At 71.6% G+C, this 16,821-nt stretch carries 15 protein-coding genes and 1 pseudogene; 10 read left to right on the top strand and 6 right to left on the bottom strand.

Annotated features, from left to right (window positions below):
• Positions 1-142 precede the first annotated feature (142 nt).
• The 6 genes from ABT369_RS24370 to ABT369_RS24345 all read left to right on the top strand — a co-directional run bounded on the left by ABT369_RS24370 (position 143) and on the right by ABT369_RS24345 (position 6,409).
• Complete coding sequence (locus ABT369_RS24370) at positions 143-535, top strand: hypothetical protein (protein WP_350615181.1); 393 nt, start codon at positions 143-145, stop codon at positions 533-535.
• 722 nt (positions 536-1,257) lie between these two features.
• Positions 1,258-2,382: an NHL repeat-containing protein gene (locus ABT369_RS24365; RefSeq protein WP_350615180.1), complete on the top strand. Its 1,125-nt coding sequence runs from the start codon at positions 1,258-1,260 to the stop codon at positions 2,380-2,382.
• Between the two features lie 120 nt (positions 2,383-2,502).
• Entirely contained in the window at positions 2,503-3,420 is a 918-nt protein-coding gene (locus ABT369_RS24360) for an RpnC/YadD family protein (RefSeq protein ID WP_350615178.1), read from the top strand.
• Positions 3,421-3,503: 83 nt separating this feature from the next.
• On the top strand, positions 3,504-3,779 hold the full coding sequence (locus ABT369_RS24355; RefSeq protein ID WP_350615177.1) for a hypothetical protein: 276 nt from the start codon (positions 3,504-3,506) through the stop codon (positions 3,777-3,779).
• A 25-nt stretch (positions 3,780-3,804) separates the two neighbouring features.
• Positions 3,805-4,512 (top strand): uracil-DNA glycosylase, encoded by a 708-nt coding sequence (locus ABT369_RS24350; RefSeq protein ID WP_350615175.1) that lies wholly within the window; start codon positions 3,805-3,807, stop codon positions 4,510-4,512.
• An 85-nt stretch (positions 4,513-4,597) separates the two neighbouring features.
• A complete protein-coding gene (locus ABT369_RS24345; protein ID WP_350615173.1) occupies positions 4,598-6,409 on the top strand; it encodes a glycosyltransferase in 1,812 nt (603 codons plus the stop codon).
• Here the strand turns inward: ABT369_RS24345 and ABT369_RS24340 are convergent.
• From ABT369_RS24340 to argG, 3 genes are all read right to left on the bottom strand, one after another.
• Positions 6,388-6,897 carry a DUF302 domain-containing protein gene (locus tag ABT369_RS24340; RefSeq protein WP_350615171.1) on the bottom strand — a complete coding sequence of 170 codons (510 nt, stop codon included), beginning with the start codon at positions 6,895-6,897 and terminating at the stop codon, positions 6,388-6,390. The two genes, ABT369_RS24345 and ABT369_RS24340, sit on opposite strands and share 22 nt — an antisense overlap.
• Positions 6,898-6,906: 9 nt before the next feature.
• Positions 6,907-7,287 (bottom strand): hypothetical protein, encoded by a 381-nt coding sequence (locus ABT369_RS24335; protein WP_350615170.1) that lies wholly within the window; start codon positions 7,285-7,287, stop codon positions 6,907-6,909.
• 205 nt (positions 7,288-7,492) lie between these two features.
• Positions 7,493-8,941 (bottom strand): argininosuccinate synthase, encoded by a 1,449-nt coding sequence (argG, locus tag ABT369_RS24330; protein WP_350615168.1) that lies wholly within the window; start codon positions 8,939-8,941, stop codon positions 7,493-7,495.
• A gap of 397 nt (positions 8,942-9,338) precedes the next feature.
• Here argG and ABT369_RS24325 point away from each other — a divergent pair, with 397 nt between their 5' ends.
• On the top strand, positions 9,339-11,153 hold the full coding sequence (locus ABT369_RS24325) for an arabinofuranosidase catalytic domain-containing protein (protein WP_350615166.1): 1,815 nt from the start codon (positions 9,339-9,341) through the stop codon (positions 11,151-11,153).
• Between the two features lie 60 nt (positions 11,154-11,213).
• Here ABT369_RS24325 and ABT369_RS24320 read toward each other — a convergent pair whose 3' ends face one another.
• The 3 genes from ABT369_RS24320 to ABT369_RS24310 form a co-directional block, all read right to left on the bottom strand.
• Positions 11,214-11,564 carry a hypothetical protein gene (locus ABT369_RS24320; protein WP_350615165.1) on the bottom strand — a complete coding sequence of 117 codons (351 nt, stop codon included), beginning with the start codon at positions 11,562-11,564 and terminating at the stop codon, positions 11,214-11,216.
• A gap of 104 nt (positions 11,565-11,668) precedes the next feature.
• Positions 11,669-13,474, bottom strand: coding sequence for an alpha-amylase family glycosyl hydrolase (locus tag ABT369_RS24315; RefSeq protein ID WP_350615163.1), 1,806 nt, complete (start codon positions 13,472-13,474; stop codon positions 11,669-11,671).
• A 25-nt stretch (positions 13,475-13,499) separates the two neighbouring features.
• The gene (locus ABT369_RS24310) at positions 13,500-14,858 is read right to left on the bottom strand and encodes an FAD-dependent oxidoreductase (protein WP_350615162.1); all 1,359 of its coding nucleotides are present in this window, start codon (positions 14,856-14,858) and stop codon (positions 13,500-13,502) included.
• Positions 14,859-14,935: 77 nt separating this feature from the next.
• On the opposite strand from ABT369_RS24310, the gene ABT369_RS24305 reads away from it, so the two are divergent.
• The 3 genes and pseudogenes from ABT369_RS24305 to ABT369_RS24295 all read left to right on the top strand — a co-directional run.
• On the top strand, positions 14,936-15,808 hold the full coding sequence (locus tag ABT369_RS24305) for an LLM class flavin-dependent oxidoreductase (protein WP_350615161.1): 873 nt from the start codon (positions 14,936-14,938) through the stop codon (positions 15,806-15,808).
• Positions 15,805-16,287, top strand: a complete 483-nt coding sequence (locus ABT369_RS24300) for an aminoacyl-tRNA deacylase (protein ID WP_350615160.1) — start codon at positions 15,805-15,807, stop codon at positions 16,285-16,287. Before ABT369_RS24305 ends, ABT369_RS24300 begins: the two co-directional genes overlap by 4 nt.
• 300 nt (positions 16,288-16,587) lie before the next feature.
• Positions 16,588-16,821 (top strand): annotated as a pseudogene (locus ABT369_RS24295) (hypothetical protein); the annotation flags it as partial.

The raw sequence follows: 16,821 nt of genomic DNA, 5'->3' as shown, positions 1-16,821 counted from the left end.
CTCAGCCAAGTTTCTTCCGCACCTGCACGGTCAAACTTCCGCGTTCACACGCCGCCGACTCTCGCCCCTCAACTCCGTTTGACTCCTTGTTCTACGTTTTACTACTCTCTCTCCTGCAAGCAGACACCTCGGGGGAGGCAGCATGACGACGATCACCGACGTGCCCACCGATGCCTACAACAAGGTGCATCTCCTCGCGATCGCCTGGGGTGTCACCGACGGCGTAGCCGTCGCCCGTCTCGTGGAGCACTTCGCCAAGACACCCGGCTCCGCTAAAGCCGATGCCGAACTGCAGGTCGACGAGGTGGCGATCTACGCGATCTACGAAGGCACCAAGGTCGAAGCGGTCTACAACCGCAAGACGAAGTCCGTGGCGATCATCAGCGGCAAGCTCAAGAACAAGACGTACTCAACCCCGAGCGGCGCAGCAGTTGCGGTGGTCGCGGCCCACAACCCGACGGTAAACCCGAACCGCAATGGATGGTCGTTCTGGGTACTTGCCGACAACGGCGAGATCCTGCAGACCATCCGGTGATCGCGCAGCGAAGTGGTCGTGCGTGTTGCCCCCCAAACGCCTCCGCGATTCCCGGGCGGCGTGGGTAACACGCACGACAACAAGGCCGACTTCGACGAGCTGCACCGAGCGCCCGCCCTTGAAGGAGCAGCGGGGCCGAGGCTGGTAGGTCGCCGGCCTTCCGGCCCCTGACGAGGCACACGTCAACCCGCCGACGCCGACGCCGGCGCGGTTCACGTTGCCGACGCCGCCTCGGCTCGGTTGCTGAGCACGACCGCAACGCTCGACAGACGATTGCCGAGGTCCGCAGCCCGGCAAAGGTCTGCCCCGCAGCTCCCGTAACGCATCGCCTGAGGTCGGCGTCGCCGACTCCCCGAGTCGCCCCGTGCCGACTGATTGCCGCCCATTGCGACTCGTCGTTCGAGAGCCCCCGCACTCGGCGTGCGCCCGCACCGCGACGTTCGCTGCCTCGCACGCGAGTCTCACAGCCCTGTCCGACGTGCCTCGACAAATCGGACTGAACGGCTATTGCGCGAGTACGGCGTTCCTTAGCGCGCAATCTGCGTATATCGCACCACCCGAGGGGTGGTGTTTCCGCCGATCCGTGCCCGGGAAGGCCACGTCGCGAGCGCCCCGTTCCGCCGCGTACACGGTGACGGCCGCGCACTTCGGGCAGCCGTGGAATCCATTCGAGTCCGGCCGTCCGAATCAGGCGATCCATTTACAGGAAGGCACGTACAGTCGTGAGGTTCGCAGTCAAGGCGGGCGTCTGCGTGGCAGTGGCCGCAATGGCCGTCGGAGCGTTCGCTCCGGGCGCCAACGCCCATTCGACGGACGATTGGTTCTCCGGCCTGGCGTTCATCAACAGGTTCAAGAAGACCGAGGTCATCGCATCGACCGTGCCGTCAAACGGTGACGTCAACCCGTACGGCGTGGCGGTGGTACCCGTCAACAAGGACAAGTTGCGCACGGGCGAGGTACTGGTCAGCAACTTCAACAACTCCGACAACAAGCAGGGCCTCGGGACGACGATCGTGCAGATCAGCCGCGAGGGCCGCGTCAGTCTCTTCGCACAGATCGACGCCAGCACGTTGCCCGGCGACTGCCCGGGCGGGGTCGGACTGACCACGGCGCTCGTCGTGCTCCGCACCGGCTGGGTCATCGTGGGCAGCCTGCCCACCACGGACGGCAGCTCGGCGACCGCTCAGGCCGGCTGCCTGATCGTGCTCGACAGCAAGGGCACGGTCCGCGAGACGTTCGCCGGACGCGGTATCAACGGCCCGTGGGACATGACCGCACGCGACAACGGCGCGTCGGTCGACCTCTTCGTCACCAACGTCCTCAACGGGATCGTCGGCGGCCAGCCACCCACCACGAACCAGGGAACCGTGCTGCGCCTGTCGCTGAAGGTCGAACGGAACAATCCCCCGGAGCTGCGCGACGTCACCACCATCGGCTCCGGATTCACGGAGCAGACCGACCCGGACGCGCTGATCATCGGTCCGACCGGGGTCGGCCTCGGCTGGGACGGCACCCTGTACGTCGCCGACACCGTCAACAGCCGCATCGCGGCCATCCCGAACGCGGTCCTGCGCAAGAACAGCGCGGGCACCGGCAAGACCGTCACGGAGGGCAACCACCTGTCGGGTCCGCTCGGGCTGGCGATCGCCCCGAACGGCAACATCCTCACGGTGAACGGCGGCGACGGGAACATCGTCGAGACCAGCCCGCTGCTCAGGCGGCAGGTTGCGTTCCGCACCCTCGACGATCTCGGCGCCGGCGCCCTGTTCGGTCTCGCCGTCGCACCGCTCGGCCTCGGCGTCTACTTCGTCGACGACACCAACAACCAGCTTCAACTGCTGCACTGATCCAGCGAACCGCGCGCCCCGCACCGGCGAGGCGCGCGGTTTCGCCTTGAGCCAACATGAGTCACGGTGCGTGATACATGGCTCGACTATTCGTGAACGCGGTGGCTAGTCTTCCGCACCGTGCCATCCCACTTGCACGAGATCCTGATCGAGATGTTCCGCGACCGGCCCGCGCTGGCGGCCGAGATTCTCGGCGGCCCGCTCCACGTCGCCCTGCCGGAGTTCCACGAGGCCCGGCTGTCCTCCGCCGATCTCACCGACGTCGCCCCGACCGAGTACCGAGCCGATGCGGTCGTCACCCTGCACGGCAGCGCATCGCCGGTGATGGCGGTCGTGATCGAGGTGCAACTGCGCCTGGACCCGCGCAAACGACGCAGCTGGCCCGCGTACGTGGGCACGCTCCACGCCCGGCTGGGCTGCCCGGTCGCGCTCCTGGTGATGTGCCCCGACCAAGCGGTCGCGGACTGGTGCGCCACCCCGGTCGCGATCGGCCCGCCGGGCTCGGTACTGACCCCGGTAGCCCTCGGCCCCCGTCAGGTGCCCGTCGTCACCGACCCCGGGGCGGCCCGTCGCATGCCCGAGCTGGCGGTCCTGTCGGCCCTCGCCCATGGGGCCGGACCAGAGCCCACCGCGGTGTTCAAAGCCCTGTGCACCGCCCTCGACGTCGTCGGTCAGGAACACGCCCACATGTACACTGACCTTGTCCTCTCCAGGCTGCCAGCGGCGGCCCGGGAGTGTCTGGAGGAGCTTATGACCACCGCCGGCTATCGATTCCAGAGCGACTTCGCCCGCCGCAACTTCGCCGCGGGCAAAGCCGAGGGCAAAGCCGAGGGCAAAGCCGAGGGCGTGGCCGAGGGCAAAGCCGAAGGCGAAGCCCGCGCCGTGCTGGCCGTGCTCGATGCCCGCGGCGTGCAGGTTCCGGAGAACGTCCGCGCCGACATCACCAGCTGCACGAACCTCGACCAGCTCGGGACGTGGATTCACCTCGCCGCGACCGCCGACAAGATCGAGGACCTGGGCATCAACGCCGCCGAATGATCGCGAGGGCCCGCGCCGCTTCCGGGCGGCGTGGGCATCTTCCGTGCCGTGCAGCGGCGGACCGGGAGTGCCTGGAGGAACTCATGACCACCGCCGGCTATCGATTCCAGAGCGATTTCGCCCGCCGCAACTTCGCCGCGGGCAAAGCCGAGGGCATGGCCGAGGGCATGGCCGAGGGCATGGCCGAGGGCGAAGCCCGCGCTGTGCTGGCCGTGCTCGATGCCCGCGGTGTGGAGATCCCCGACGAGACCCGCACCGACATCGCCGCGTGCACCGATCTCGACCAGCTCGGTGTCTGGATCCGCCGGGCCGCCACCGCGGACAGGATTCAAGACCTGGACGACCCCGCTCGCGGGTAGGCGACGGCTGGTAGCTTGTGCGCCCATGACCGCGACCGCGAAGCCCGTGTATCTGCTGGACTTCATGCCCGACGACTGGCGCGAGGCGGTCGCGCCGCACGTCGACGCCGGTGTCGTCGCCGCGCTGTCGTCGTTCGTCGTCGAGGAGTACCGCTCCGCCGTGGTCTACCCGCGCAAGCAGGACATCTTCGCCGCGTACCGGCTGTGCTCGCTCGCCGACACCCGGGTCCTCATTCTCGGCCAGGACCCGTACATCCGGCCGGGGCAGGCCCACGGGCTCAGCTTCAGCGTTCCGCCCGGCGTCCCGGTCCCGCCGTCGCTGCGCAACGTGTACCAGGAGATGCGCGACGACCTCGCGGTGGAGCCGCCGCCGTCCGGCGATCTGACCGCGTGGTGCCGGCAGGGCGTGATGCTGCTCAACGCGGTGCTGACCGTCCGCGCCGGCACCTCCAACTCGCACAAGGGGCGCGGCTGGGAGAGCATCACCGACGCGACGATCCGGGCCCTGAACGAGAAGGCGGACCGGGTCGTGTTCGTGCTGTGGGGCGCGGCCGCGAAGGCGAAGGCGTCGCTGGTGACGAACGCCCGGCACGTCGTGCTGCGAGCCGGGCACCCCAGCCCGATGAACCCGGCCGGCTTCCTCGGCAGCCGCCCGTTCAGCCGGATCAACGCGGCGCTCGCGGCGGCCGGGACGACGCCGGTGCGCTGGTCCCCCGCGATGCCACGGCAGTGAGCGACCGCCGGGACGACGCAGCCACGGCAGTGAGCGACCGCCGGGAAGATTGACCCGCCCGGATGCGTTGCACCGCGTGTCCATCATGAGCTCGGCTTGCGGGGCGGCCATGGTCATCACGCTCGTCATCGACACGTTCGGCGTCGCGAACAACGGCACCACGATCTCGGCCATGCGCTTCGCCGAGACGCTCGTGGCCCGGGGGCACACCGTGCGCGTGGTCGCGTGCGGCGAGGCGGCGGCCGGGTCGCCGGTGCAGCTGTACCGGGTGCCGGAGCTCGTGGTGCCGATCGCGAGCCGGTTCGCGCACCGCCAGCACACGCTCTTCGCCAAGCCCGTCCGCGCGACGCTCGTCGCCGCGATCGCCGGGGCCGACGTCGTGCACATCTACCAGCCGTGGCCGCTCGGGCGGGCGGCCGAGCGCGTCGCCCGGCGGCTCGGGGTGCCGGCGATCGCGGCGTTCCACATCCAGCCCGAGAACATCACGTACAACATCGGGCTGGGCCGGTTCCCGCCCGCCGCCCATATCGTGTACCTCCTGCTGCGCCTGCTGTTCTATCGGCGCTTCACGGACATCCACTGCCCGTCGACGTTCATCGCGGCGCAGTTGCGCCAGCACGGGTACCGGGCCCGCTTGCACGTCATCTCCAACGGCGTCGGCGGTGCATTCCGGCCCGGTCCGGCCCGCGAGCGCGCGCCCGGCGAGCCGTTCCGCATTCTCATGGTCGGGCGCCTCTCCCCCGAGAAGCGCCAGGACGTGCTCATCCGGGCCGTCCGCCGATCGCGCCACGCCGGGTGCGTCGAGGTCACCTTCGCCGGGCACGGGCCCCGCGAGGCGCGGCTGCGGCGGATGGCGGCGCGGCTCCCGGTCCCGGCGCGGTTCGGCTACTACGGCCAGGCGGAGCTCGTCGACCTCATGCAACATGCGCAGTTGTACGTGCACGCCTCCGACGTCGAGATCGAGGGCCTGTCCTGCATGGAGGCGTTCTCGTGCGGGCTCGTCCCGGTGATCTCGGACAGCCGGCGCAGCGCCACCGGGCAGTTCGCGCTGGAGCCGGCCAACCTGTTCCGGGCCGGCGACCCGGCCTCGCTGGCCGAGCGGATCGACGCCTGGATCGAGGACCCCGAAGCCCTCGCGGCCGCGTCGCGCACGTATGCGCGCTACGCCGAGCTGTACACGGTCGAGCGCAGCGTCAAGGCGATCGAGCGCGTCTACGACCGGGCGGGCCGCGCGTGGGAGGCGCCCTCGGGGTACAGCGGCCGGGTCTTCCGCCTGGTGTCGAACGCCTTCTACTACGCGGTCGCCATCCCGCTGCTGTTCCTGTGGACCCGCGTCATCCTGGGCGTGCGCACGGAGGGCGAGAAGCGGCTCCCCCGCACCGGCGGCGCGCTGACCATCTGCAACCACGTGCACCTGCTGGACAGCGTGCTCGTCGGCCTGGCGGTCTTCCCGCGCCGCCCCGTCTTCACCGCCGCCCCGATCAACCTGGAGAACCGCTGGTACGGCGGGCTCGTGCGGCTCCTGGGCGGGATCGCGGTGCCGCGCACCCCGGCGGGCCTGCCGGCGTTCTTCTCCGAGCTGCAGTTGTTCCTGGCGCAGGGACGGATCGTGCACTTCTTCCCGGAGGGTGAGCTGCGGCCGTACGACACCGGTCTTCGCGATTTCAAACAGGGCGCCTTCCACCTGGCGGCGCAGGCCCGCGTGCCGGTCGTGCCGCTGTCGATCCGCTTCCGGCCGCCGGCGGGCCCGGCCCGGCTGCTGCGCCGCAAGCCCACGATGGTGATCGTGATCGGCGAGCCCATCGTGCCGACGCTGACCGACCCGCGCGCCGACCGCCGCGTCCGCATGGAGCAGGCGCGCCGGACCATGCACGATCAGATCACCCGCGCGGCCTGACCCCCGAGCCCGTCCGGGACGGGCCAGCCCAGCCGCTCGAGGAGCACCGCGAGCTTGCGATCGAGCTCGACCCCGACCGCCGCGATCTCCGGTATCCCGAACGACGCGAACTGCCGGCTGGGCTGCTCGATCGCGAACCGCACCGCCTCCCCCTCCGCCTGCGAGATGACCGTCCGCAGCGGCGCGTGGAGCATCGCGGCCGGGTCGTGCCGATACATGCGCTCGGCGAGCAGGTGATTGCCCATGAGGTACACGCGGCAGCGCGCCGGGTCCCCCGCGATCTCCATGAGCCGGTCGGCCGCGAACCGCCAGTAGATCAGAAACCCGTTCACGGCGACCCGGTCCGTGAGCGCCCTGACCTGCTCCCAGTCGGTGAGCCCCTCGATCTCGCCGGCCGGATATCCCGGAACGGCCGCCTCGTACCGCGCGACGGCCTCGTCAAACGATGCGCCGACCTCGATCACGAGCCGGCGAGCCTCCCACGTCACCGCCGTGCGCTACCCCGGCTCGGCGAGCGAAACCCCGAAGCGCTCGTGGAAGACGGCATACGCCGGCGCGCCGGGCACCCATGCGTCGTCGGGGTCGCGGGCGAGGTACCGCCGGATCGCCCCCTCGAAGTCGGCGCGCGCGGCGTCCCAGGACTCGCGGCCCTCCCCGACGATCCAGAGGCACAGGTCCTCGGTGTCGTCCTCGGAGTACTGCACGCCGTCGACCACGGGCCCGTCCCAGTAGTCGGCGAGCTCCTCGGCCGCCTCCTCGAACGCGCGCTGGTACGCCACGATCTCGTCCCGCGACGCCGACCACAGCCACGCGACGAGACTCGCCTGGCTGCGTTCGTGCGACTCGAGCACGTCCCAGAACCGGTCGGACACTTCCACGCGGCCTTCATACCACCCGGAACGACCCGGCCGGACGACCGAGGCGCCGTGCGCCGGCCTCGCAGTACCGTGTCGCAGTCGCACGACGCGGCGAGCGTCGGAGGTTCCGAGTCGATGGGATGCCCGGAGCTGCTCGGGGCCGTGTGAACGCGACGGCGCCGGGCACCCCCTCCGCGAGGAAGGCGATGCCCGGCGCCGGTGCGTGTCAGTCGGTGCCGAACTCCATGGCCGCGTTGTCCAGGGCCTCGGCCTCCTCGGCGGCCGGGCCGCCCGAGGCGATCGCGGCCGCGCCGCCGGCCGGCATGGCGCCCAGCAGGTCCGCGGACGGGGTCTGGTTGGCGCCGATGAGCATCGGGTGCGGGCTGCCGATCACGTTCAGCGTGACGTACTGCTCCAGCTTCGCCCGCGAGTCGGCGATGTCGAGGTTGCGCATGGTCAGCTGGCCGATGCGGTCCACCGGGCCGAACGCCGCGTCCTCGGTGCGCTCCATCGACAGCTTGTCCGGGTGGTACGACAGCGCGGGGCCCGTCGTCTCCAGGATCGAGTAGTCCTCGCCCCGGCGCAGGCGCAGCGTCACCTCGCCGGTCACGGCCGAGCCGACCCAGCGCTGCAGGGCCTCGCGCAGCATGAGCGCCTGGGGGTCGAGCCAGCGGCCCTCGTACAGCAGGCGCCCGAGCTTGCGGCCCTCGTTGTGGTACGCGGCGACGGTGTCCTCGTTGTGGATGGCGTTGATCAGCCGCTCGTACGCGGCGTGCAGCAGGGCCATGCCCGGCGCCTCGTAGATGCCGCGGCTCTTGGCCTCGATGATGCGGTTCTCGATCTGGTCGGACATGCCGAGGCCGTGCCGGCCGCCGATCGCGTTCGCCTCCAGCACCAGGTCGACGGTGCTGGCGAACTCCTTGCCGTTGATGGTGACCGGGCGCCCCTGGGCGAAGCCGATGGTCACGTCCTCGGACGGGATCTCGATGGACGGGTCCCAGAAGCGCACGCCCATGATGGGGTCGACGATCTCGATGCCCGCGTTGAGGTGCTCCAGCGACTTGGCCTCGTGGGTGGCGCCCCAGATGTTGGCGTCGGTCGAGTAGGCCTTCTCGGTGCTGTCGCGGTACGGCAGGTCGTGGGCCAGCAGCCACTCCGACATCTCCTTGCGCCCGCCGAGCTCACCGACGAAGTCGGCGTCGAGCCACGGCTTGTAGATGCGCAGGGCCGGGTTGGCCAGCAGGCCGTACCGATAGAAGCGCTCGATGTCGTTGCCCTTGAAGGTCGAACCGTCGCCCCAGATCTGCACGTTGTCCTCGAGCATCGCGCGCACGAGCAGCGTGCCGGCCACGGCCCGGCCCAGCGGGGTCGTGTTGAAGTAGGCCCGGCCACCGGAGCGGATGTGGAACGCGCCGCACGCGAGCGCGGCGAGGCCCTCCTCGACGAGGCTGGCCCGGCAGTCGACGAGGCGGGCGACCTCCGCGCCGTACGCGGTGGCGCGGCCGGGCACCGAGGCGATGTCGGGCTCGTCGTACTGGCCGAGGTCGGCCGTGTACGTGCACGGGATGGCGCCCTTGTCGCGCATCCACGCGACGGCTACCGAGGTGTCGAGACCACCGGAGAAGGCGATGCCGACACGCTCACCGGCAGGCAGGGAGTTGAGGACCTTGGACACGACTCAAGCATATACGACTGAGTGCATAACCATGCAACCCCTTCCGCACATTCGGACACTTCTCGTCACCTTGACGAGAAGATGGCCGCGAATCCATCGCAGCCTGCCGGCCACCGAGCCCGCCGCGCGCAGCCGGCTCGTCACACTGCTGTCGAGCATCCCGGCAGCGCTCGGGCGGGCCGGGAACACCTAGGACCGGCGTTGGCGGGTCCCGGTGCGCTCAGCACACCGGCCGACCGCAGATTCAACACTTCTCAACAAGTTCTACCAAAGACGATCGCGAATACGCATACTAAGACACCGATGCTTCGCCGGGTCCGCCGCCAATCGGACCCTTCCCCCGAAAGAAAGAGGTCCAACCGTGGTCAGTCGATCACGACCGGGCCGGCGGCGGAGGATGGTCCTCTCCGCTGCCGCGAGCCTGGCCCTCACCGCCGCCGCCATCGTCGGGCTGACCGGCACGGCCCAGGCCGCCGGCACCCTGCCCTGCGACATCTACGCGGCCAACGGCACGGCGTGCGTGGCCGCCCACAGCACGACCCGCGCGCTGTTCTCGGCGTACAACGGGCCGCTCTACCAGGTGCAGCGCGCCTCCGACGGCGGCCTGCACAACATCGGCCTGCTCGCCGCGGGCGGATACGCCAACGCCGGCGACCAGGACGCCTACTGCAACGGCACCACGTGCCGCATCACGCGCATCTACGACCAGACCGCCAACCACAGCGACCTGACGATCGCCCCCGACGGCGGGGCCGGCTCCGGCGACCGCGGCGCGGACGCGAGCGAGATCGCGGTGACCGCGGGCGGCCACAAGGTGTACGGCGTGTGGGTCTCCCCCGGCGTCGGCTACCGGTTCAACGGCCGGGCGCCCGGCGTGGCGGTCAACGGCCAGGCCGAGGGCGTCTACATGGTCGCCAGCGGCACGCACGTCGGCTCGGACTGCTGCTTCGACTACGGCAACGCCGAGTCGACGCCGTACGACACCGGCAACGGCCACATGGACGCGATCAGCATCGCGACGACGTGCTTCTTCCCGCCGTGCCAGGGCTCCGGCCCGTGGATCGAGGCGGACATGGAGAACGGCATGTTCCAGGGCGGCAACGGCTCGAACCCGAACCCGGGCAACAACTCGGCCTACGTCACCGCCGTGCTGAAGAACAACGGCCAGACCACCTACGCGCTCAAGGGCGGCAACTCGCAGTCCGGCGGGCTCACCACCTGGTGGAACGGCGCGCTGCCGACCGACAAGCAGGGCTACCGGCCCATGCACCAGGAGGGCGGCATCATCCTGGGCATCGGCGGCGACAACAGCAACCGCAACCGGGGCACCTGGTTCGAGGGCGCGATGGTGGCCGGCTACCCGACCGACGCCGCCGAGAACGCGATCCAGGCCAACGTGGTCAGCGTCGGCTACAGCGGCCAGACCAACGTCCCGAACGGCCCGCAGGGCACCGTCACCGGACCCGGCGGCAAGTGCGTGGACGTGGCCGCGGACGACACCGGTTCCAACGGCACCGGCGTGCAGCTGTGGGACTGCCAGACCTACGCCGAGGACCAGCACTGGACGCACTTCGCGGACAACTCGCTGCGCACCCTGAACCGCTGCCTGGACATCAACGGCAACGGTACGGCCAACGGCACCCAGGTCGAGCTGTGGGACTGCAACGGCGTCGGCGGCCAGAAGTGGATCCAGCAGGCCGACGGCTCGCTGAAGAACCCGCAGTCGGGCCGCTGCCTCGACTCCCCCAACGGCGCGACCGGCAACGGCACCCGCCTGCAGATCTGGGACTGCAACGGCGCCGCGGCGCAGAAGTTCGCCGTGAACGGCGGCGGCACCGACGTCGGCCCCGGCGGCAAGTGCGTCGACGTGGCCGCGGACGACTCGGGCACGAACGGCACCGCCGTGCAGTTGTGGGACTGCCAGTCCTACGCCGTGGACCAGCACTGGTTCCACCAGTCCAACGGCTCGCTGCGCACCCTGGGCCGCTGCCTGGACATCGTGGGCAACGGTACGGCCAACGGCGCCCAGGTCGAGCTGTGGGACTGCAACGGCGTCGGCGGCCAGACCTTCCAGCAGCAGGCCGACGGCTCGCTGAAGAACCCGCAGTCGGGCCGCTGCCTCGACTCCCCCAACGGCGCGACGGCCAACGGCACGCGCCTGCAGATCTGGGACTGCAACGGCTCGGCGGCGCAGAAGTTCGCGCTGAACTAGCACGTCCCACCTGAGCGGAAACGGGCGCGGGGCCAACCCCGCGCCCGTTTCCGCGTGGCCTCAGAGGTACGCCGGCAGCCCCGCGCGCAGGCAGGCCAGCATCGCCGCGCCCTCGGCCGGGGGCATGGGGGCCGCGGCTCGGCCGATCGCGGCCAGCACGTCCTCCAGCGACACGTCCGCGTCGGCGCCCGGAGCGTGGTAGCGCACCTGGGCGGTCAGATCGGCGACGTACGGTACGACGTCATCGCTCTCGGTCTCCCACAGCCAGGCCAGCACCCGGCCGATCCCCTCGCCGGCGTGCAGGGTCGCGCCCCGGGACCGCTGGGCCAGCAGGGCGGTCGCGGACTCGCAGATCAGCGCGCCGATCAGCTTCTCGAAGATGGGGTCGGGCACCTCGCGGGTTCGCACCATCGCCCTCCTGCCGATCGATGTAACGACCGGTGATCCTACCGCTTCATTGTGTCATCGGCGAGCGTCCATAAACTGTTTACCGGACACCGATCCGACTATGCGCCCTATTCGTAGATGACGATCCCCGCCGGGGGCAGGGTGAGCTGGACGGCCTTGCCGTTGCGGGCCGAGACCGAGACCTGGCCGCCCGCGAAGGCCGGCTCGCTGGAGTAGCGGCAGGTGAGCCGGTCGCCCTCGGCGTGCAGGTCGTCGTCGACGGTCACCCAGGCCGTGCGCACGCGGTCCGGGTCGGTGTTGACCGCGACCAGCACCTCGTGGTCGGCGAAGATGCGCGACCACGGCAGCAGGCCGCGGGCGCCCGGCGGGGCGAAGACCACACCGTCGGCCGAGGTCGGGCGCAGGTACTGCCGCCCCCGCCGCAGCGCCGGGAGCCGCCGCCGGACCGCCAGGATCTGCTGGAGCTGCCGGTAGGTCTCGTGCTCCTCGTCGAACGCGTGCCCGCCGCGGCTGCGGAACGGGCCGAACGCGCCGCCGAACATGGCCTCGCGGATGTACCGGTCGTGCCCGCCCTCGCCGTCGAACTCCTGCTCGGAGCCGTAGTAGACGAACGGGATGCCGAGCGTGGCGACGTTGAGCGCGAGCGCCACGAGGGCCAGCCGGCGGCCCGGCTCGCCCGCCGCGAAGCGCGCCTTCCAGGGGCCCTTGCGCACCTGGTCGTGGTCGTCGTAGCTGGTCACGACCTTGTCCCGGAACCAGGTGTGCGACTCGCGGCCGACCTGCAGCGAGTTGCGGAACAGCGCGAAGTACTCGGCCGGGTCGGCGGTCCCCTTGGCCACCCGCTCGAGGCGGTCCTGCACGTCGGCCAGGCCGAGCGCGGCGTCCATGCCGACCGCGTCGAGGGTCTGGTAGGCGAACGCGCGGTCGCCGGTGATCTCGGCGACGAGGGTGAAGCGCTCCTTGCCGATCGACTGCGCGAACTCGTGGACGGCGGCCGCGAAGAAGCGCGCCGCGCCCGGGTCCATGTGCTTGACCGTGTCCACGCGGAAGCCGTCGAGGTCGGCGTAGGCGATCCAGTACTGGTACGCGCGCACGAGGGCCACCAGCGCCGCCGAGGGCCGGTAGTCGTCCAGCGGTCCCTCGCCGAGCGCGATGTCCTTGAGGCCCTCGAAGTCGCCCTCCAGGTACTCCGGGAACCGGTCCCAGTCGGCGATGCGCCCCTTGCCGGTGAACGTCGCGGTGCTCTGCAGCTCGGCGGGCCAGACGCCGCCGTGCGGCTGCGACTCCGCAACGGGGCCGACCGGGAGCACGGCGGCCCCGTTCTCGTCGCGGAAGCCCTTGACCGGGTAGCGCTGCCCGGTCCAGACGGGCCGGCTGTCGCCCTCGTAGCCGAAGACGTCCCCGGCGTGGTTGAGCACCACGTCGAGGATCACCCGCAGCCCCTGCGCGTGGGCGTCCGCGACCAGCGCCCGCAGGTCCTCCGGCCGCCCGAAGTGCGGATCGACGTCGAGAAAGTCCTGGATGGCGTACCCGTGATACGACGGCTGGCCCGCGACCTGCCTGAGCACGGGACTCACCCAGATCGCGGTGACCCCGAGCCGGCGCAGATAGCCGAGCTTGCCGCGCAGCCCGGCCAGGGTGCCGCCGGCCCAGTCCACGCCGGCGTCGCGCCACCGGGCCGCGTCCTGCGGCGTCGTGACCGCATTACCGCGGTCGGACTCGCGCAGCGGCGGCGTGGAACCGGTCGCGACGGTCGCGCCGTCGTTGTCCCGGTAGCCGCGCTCGGCGCCGTCGGAGAAGCGGTCGACCAGCAGGAAGTACAGGACCTCGTCGGCCCAGTCGTCCGGGGACGGGTGGAACGGACCCCGGGTGAGCGCGGCGAAGTCGATGTCGGCGATCCGGCGGTACGACACCCCCCGATGGTGCCACGAATCGTACCTAAGCGGTCGCCGGGCGTCGCCGGCCCAGCACCCGGCGGGCGATCCCCGGCCGCAGCAGCGCGGCCGGCGGGTCCAGCAGGTTCGTGACCCGGCTGAACGCGAGCGAGACGACCTCGTCGTGGGCCGCGGTGGCGTACAGCCGATCCAGGTATCTGTTCACCAGCCGCGTCCGCGCGTCCTTCGGCCCCTCCACGCCCGGCAGGGCCGCGTCGCCGCCGGTGGCGATCTGCCACGGGATGTCGACGATCGGCCGGACCGCGCGGAAGAACCGCAGGGCGTCGAGCTCCCCGCCGCGGCCGAGCGCCTCGCCCAGCTTCAGCGCCTCCACGCCCGCGACCGACATGCCCTGGCCGTACATCGGGTTGAAGGAGCACATCGCGTCCCCCACGACCACGAAGCCCTTCGGGAAGCGGCGCAGGCGGTCGTACCGGTGCCGCGTGCTCGCCGGGTAGCGGAACCGGACCGCCTCGTCGTCCAGCGCCTGCGACGCCTCGATGATGTCGGAGACGTACGGCAGCGGCAGCCGCTTCGCGTAGGCCCGGAAGCCGGCGTCGTCCAGCGGCGCGTGGTCGCCGAGGATGCCGAAGAGGGTGATGACCGCCCGGCCCCCCTCCTGGAGCATGACCGCGCCCCCGCGCGGGGCCGCGGCCGAGGGCCCGATGATGATCGCGATGTCGCCGTCGAGCAGCGCCGGGTCGACCGCGTAGTGCCGGGAGACGTAGGCCAGGTCGACGTGCAGCCGCTCCTCGGCCGGCGGCTCGTAGCCCAGCTCCCCGAGCCAGCGCGGGGCCCGCGAGCCGCGCCCGGTCGCGTCGACGACCAGATCCGCCCCGAGCGTCTCCGGGCCGCCGGTCCGCGGGTGGATCCGCGCGCCGGTGACGCGCGCCCGCGCGGCGTCCGCCTCGATCCCGGCGATGTCCGCCCCGCCCCGCACGGTCACGCCGGGCAGCGCGAACACCCGGGACCGCACGTACGACTCCAGGTACGGCCGGCTGAACGACAGCGCCCCCAGGCCGATCGGCACCTGCTTGAGCCGGAACCCGTTCGCGCAGAAGCGCACGTTGCCCAGCACGTCCCCGGCCGGCACCCCGGCCGCGGCCAGCTCCTTCGCCGCACCCGGGAACAGCTCCTCGATCACGTTGAGCCCGGCCGCGAGCAGCCCGTGCGCGTGCCGGCCCTGCGGCACGCCGCGGCGCACCTCCCGCTCCCGCGGATCGGCGGCCGGATCCCCGGCCCAGGTGCCCTCGAGCTCGTCGCGCTCGACGATGGTCACCCGCGCGAAGTGCCCGGTCAGGACCCGCGCCGTGAGCAGGCCCGCCATGCTGCCGCCGAGTACGACGGCGTGTCCTTGCGTCATACCCCTCCCCGCGTTCCATCCCGTGCCATGGACCGGGAACGGCAAGGTAGCCGACAGTCGGTGGGAGACTGACCTTCATGACGACGCTCGGTGCTGTTTTTCTGCCGCAGCTGCCGCCCGAGCGGCTGCGGTCCGTCGTGACCGCCGCCGATGAGGCCGGGCTCGAGGAGCTGTGGCTGTGGGAGGACTGTTTCCTGGAGGGCGGCCTGACCACCGCCGCCGCGGCCCTGGCCTGGTCGGACCGGCTGCGGGTCGGGGTCGGGCTGCTGCCGGTGCCGCTGCGCAACGTGGCGGTCGCCGCGATGGAGACCGCCACGCTGCTGCGGATGTTCCCGGGGCGGGCGAGCATCGCCGTGGGGCACGGGGTGCAGGACTGGATGGGGCAGGTCGGCGTCCGGGCGGAGTCGCCGATGACGCTGCTGCGGGAGTACACGCTGGCCCTGCGCGCCCTGCTGGCCGGCGAGCGGCTGTCCACGCAGGGCCGCTACGTGCGCCTCGACGCCGTCGCCCTGGACTGGCCGCCGCCCGGGCCCGCGCCGATCCTGGTGGGTGCGACGGGTCCCAGGACGCTCCGGCTGTCCGGGGAGGTCGCCGACGGCACGGTGCTCACGGCGGGCACCGACCTCGACGGGGTACGCCGCGCCCGCGCCCTGGTCGAGGAGGGCCGCACGGCCGCGGGGCGCACCGGCGGCCACGAGATCGTAATGTACCTGCACGCCGCGACCGGGCCCGGCGCCGAGGCGCGGCTGGCGGCCGAGCGCGTGCGCTGGAACTACACCGACGACGCCGACGTGCTGGTCGCCGGGGACGAGCACGCGATCGCCGCGGCCGTGCGCCGCTGGGCGGAGGCGGGCGCCGACCGGGTGATCCTGCAGCCGACGTCCGACGATCCGGATCCGGAGGGTTTCGTACGGTTCGTGGCCGAACGCGTCCGGCCGCTGGTCCCGTGAGCGGCAATCCGGCCGTCGCGGCGGTGGCCGCCAGCGGCATCGGCTACCGGGTCGTCGAGCACGGGCCCGTGCGCAGCCTGGCCGAGGCCGCCGCGGCCCGCGGGGTCGCGGTCGCCGATGTGGTGAAGACCATCGTGGTCCGGCTCGCCGACGACGACTACCGCTTCGTGCTCGTCCCCGGCGACCGGGTCATCTCCTGGCCGAAGCTGCGGGCCCTGCTCGGCGTGGCCCGCATGTCGATGCCGGACGCGGCCACGGCCAAGGCCGCGACCGGGTTCGAGCGCGGCACGATCACCCCGTTCGGCTCCACGACGGCGTGGCCGGTCATTGCCGACGAGCGCATCCGGGGCCGCGCGATCAGCCTCGGCGGCGGCCGCCACGGGGTCGCCCTCGCGGTGGCCGCCGACGCCGCGATCGAGGCCCTGGGCGCCACGGTGGCGGACATCTCCGAGGCGGAACCACCGGCATCGAAAGCTTGATCGACGGGTCTGTTTTCCGCCGGTACATCCGGAATGAACCCACGCCGATGTGGGAATTTTTCGGCAAATGACCGGCAAATCGGATGCGTCGGTTCTACTTTGGCTCTCGGCAGAGATCATTGCCCGGGTCTTCCGATCCGGCGCGGCGGGCACCTTTCGCCGCCGCGCCGGCCGCGGTTTGGTCAGCGGATCGGAGGAGCGCACGAGTGCCCCGGGCCGAACGGGGAGCCACAGCTGTCCAGACATGACGTACGCCGCAACCTGGCGGCGGCCACGACCGCCTGCACCATCGTCGGCACCGTGCTCGGCGGCGCGCTGATGAGCGGGAACTCGATCCACGCGGCCCAGCCGGCCCCGGCTCAGGCCGCGCCCGGACCCCGCACCGCCGCGACCACCGCCGAGTTCCCGGACCGCCTGGCCGAGCTGCGCGGCGTCTCCCGGGGCATCCGTCCCGCGCAGCCGCCCGCGCCCGCCGCACCCGCCCCGGCGGCCGCACCGGTCACCGAGTCCGCCCGGGCCACCGGCGCCCGGGCC

The sequence above is a fragment of the Dactylosporangium sp. NPDC000244 genome (assembly GCF_040300725.1).
Classification (GTDB): Bacteria; Actinomycetota; Actinomycetes; order Mycobacteriales; family Micromonosporaceae; genus Dactylosporangium.
This window is presented reverse-complemented; position numbering and strand designations above follow the sequence as displayed.

Coding starts and splice junctions, on each gene's coding strand:
- ABT369_RS24370 (WP_350615181.1), top strand. CDS start 143: ATGACGACGATCACCGACGTGCCCACCGATGCCTACAACAAGGTGCAT.
- ABT369_RS24355 (WP_350615177.1), top strand. CDS start 3,504: ATGACCACCGCCGGCTATCGATTCCAGAGCGATTTCGCCCGCCGCAAC.
- ABT369_RS24350 (WP_350615175.1), top strand. CDS start 3,805: ATGACCGCGACCGCGAAGCCCGTGTATCTGCTGGACTTCATGCCCGAC.
- ABT369_RS24345 (WP_350615173.1), top strand. CDS start 4,598: ATGAGCTCGGCTTGCGGGGCGGCCATGGTCATCACGCTCGTCATCGAC.
- ABT369_RS24325 (WP_350615166.1), top strand. CDS start 9,339: ATGGTCCTCTCCGCTGCCGCGAGCCTGGCCCTCACCGCCGCCGCCATC.
- ABT369_RS24320 (WP_350615165.1), bottom strand. CDS start 11,564: ATGGTGCGAACCCGCGAGGTGCCCGACCCCATCTTCGAGAAGCTGATC.
- ABT369_RS24310 (WP_350615162.1), bottom strand. CDS start 14,858: ATGACGCAAGGACACGCCGTCGTACTCGGCGGCAGCATGGCGGGCCTG.
- ABT369_RS24305 (WP_350615161.1), top strand. CDS start 14,936: ATGACGACGCTCGGTGCTGTTTTTCTGCCGCAGCTGCCGCCCGAGCGG.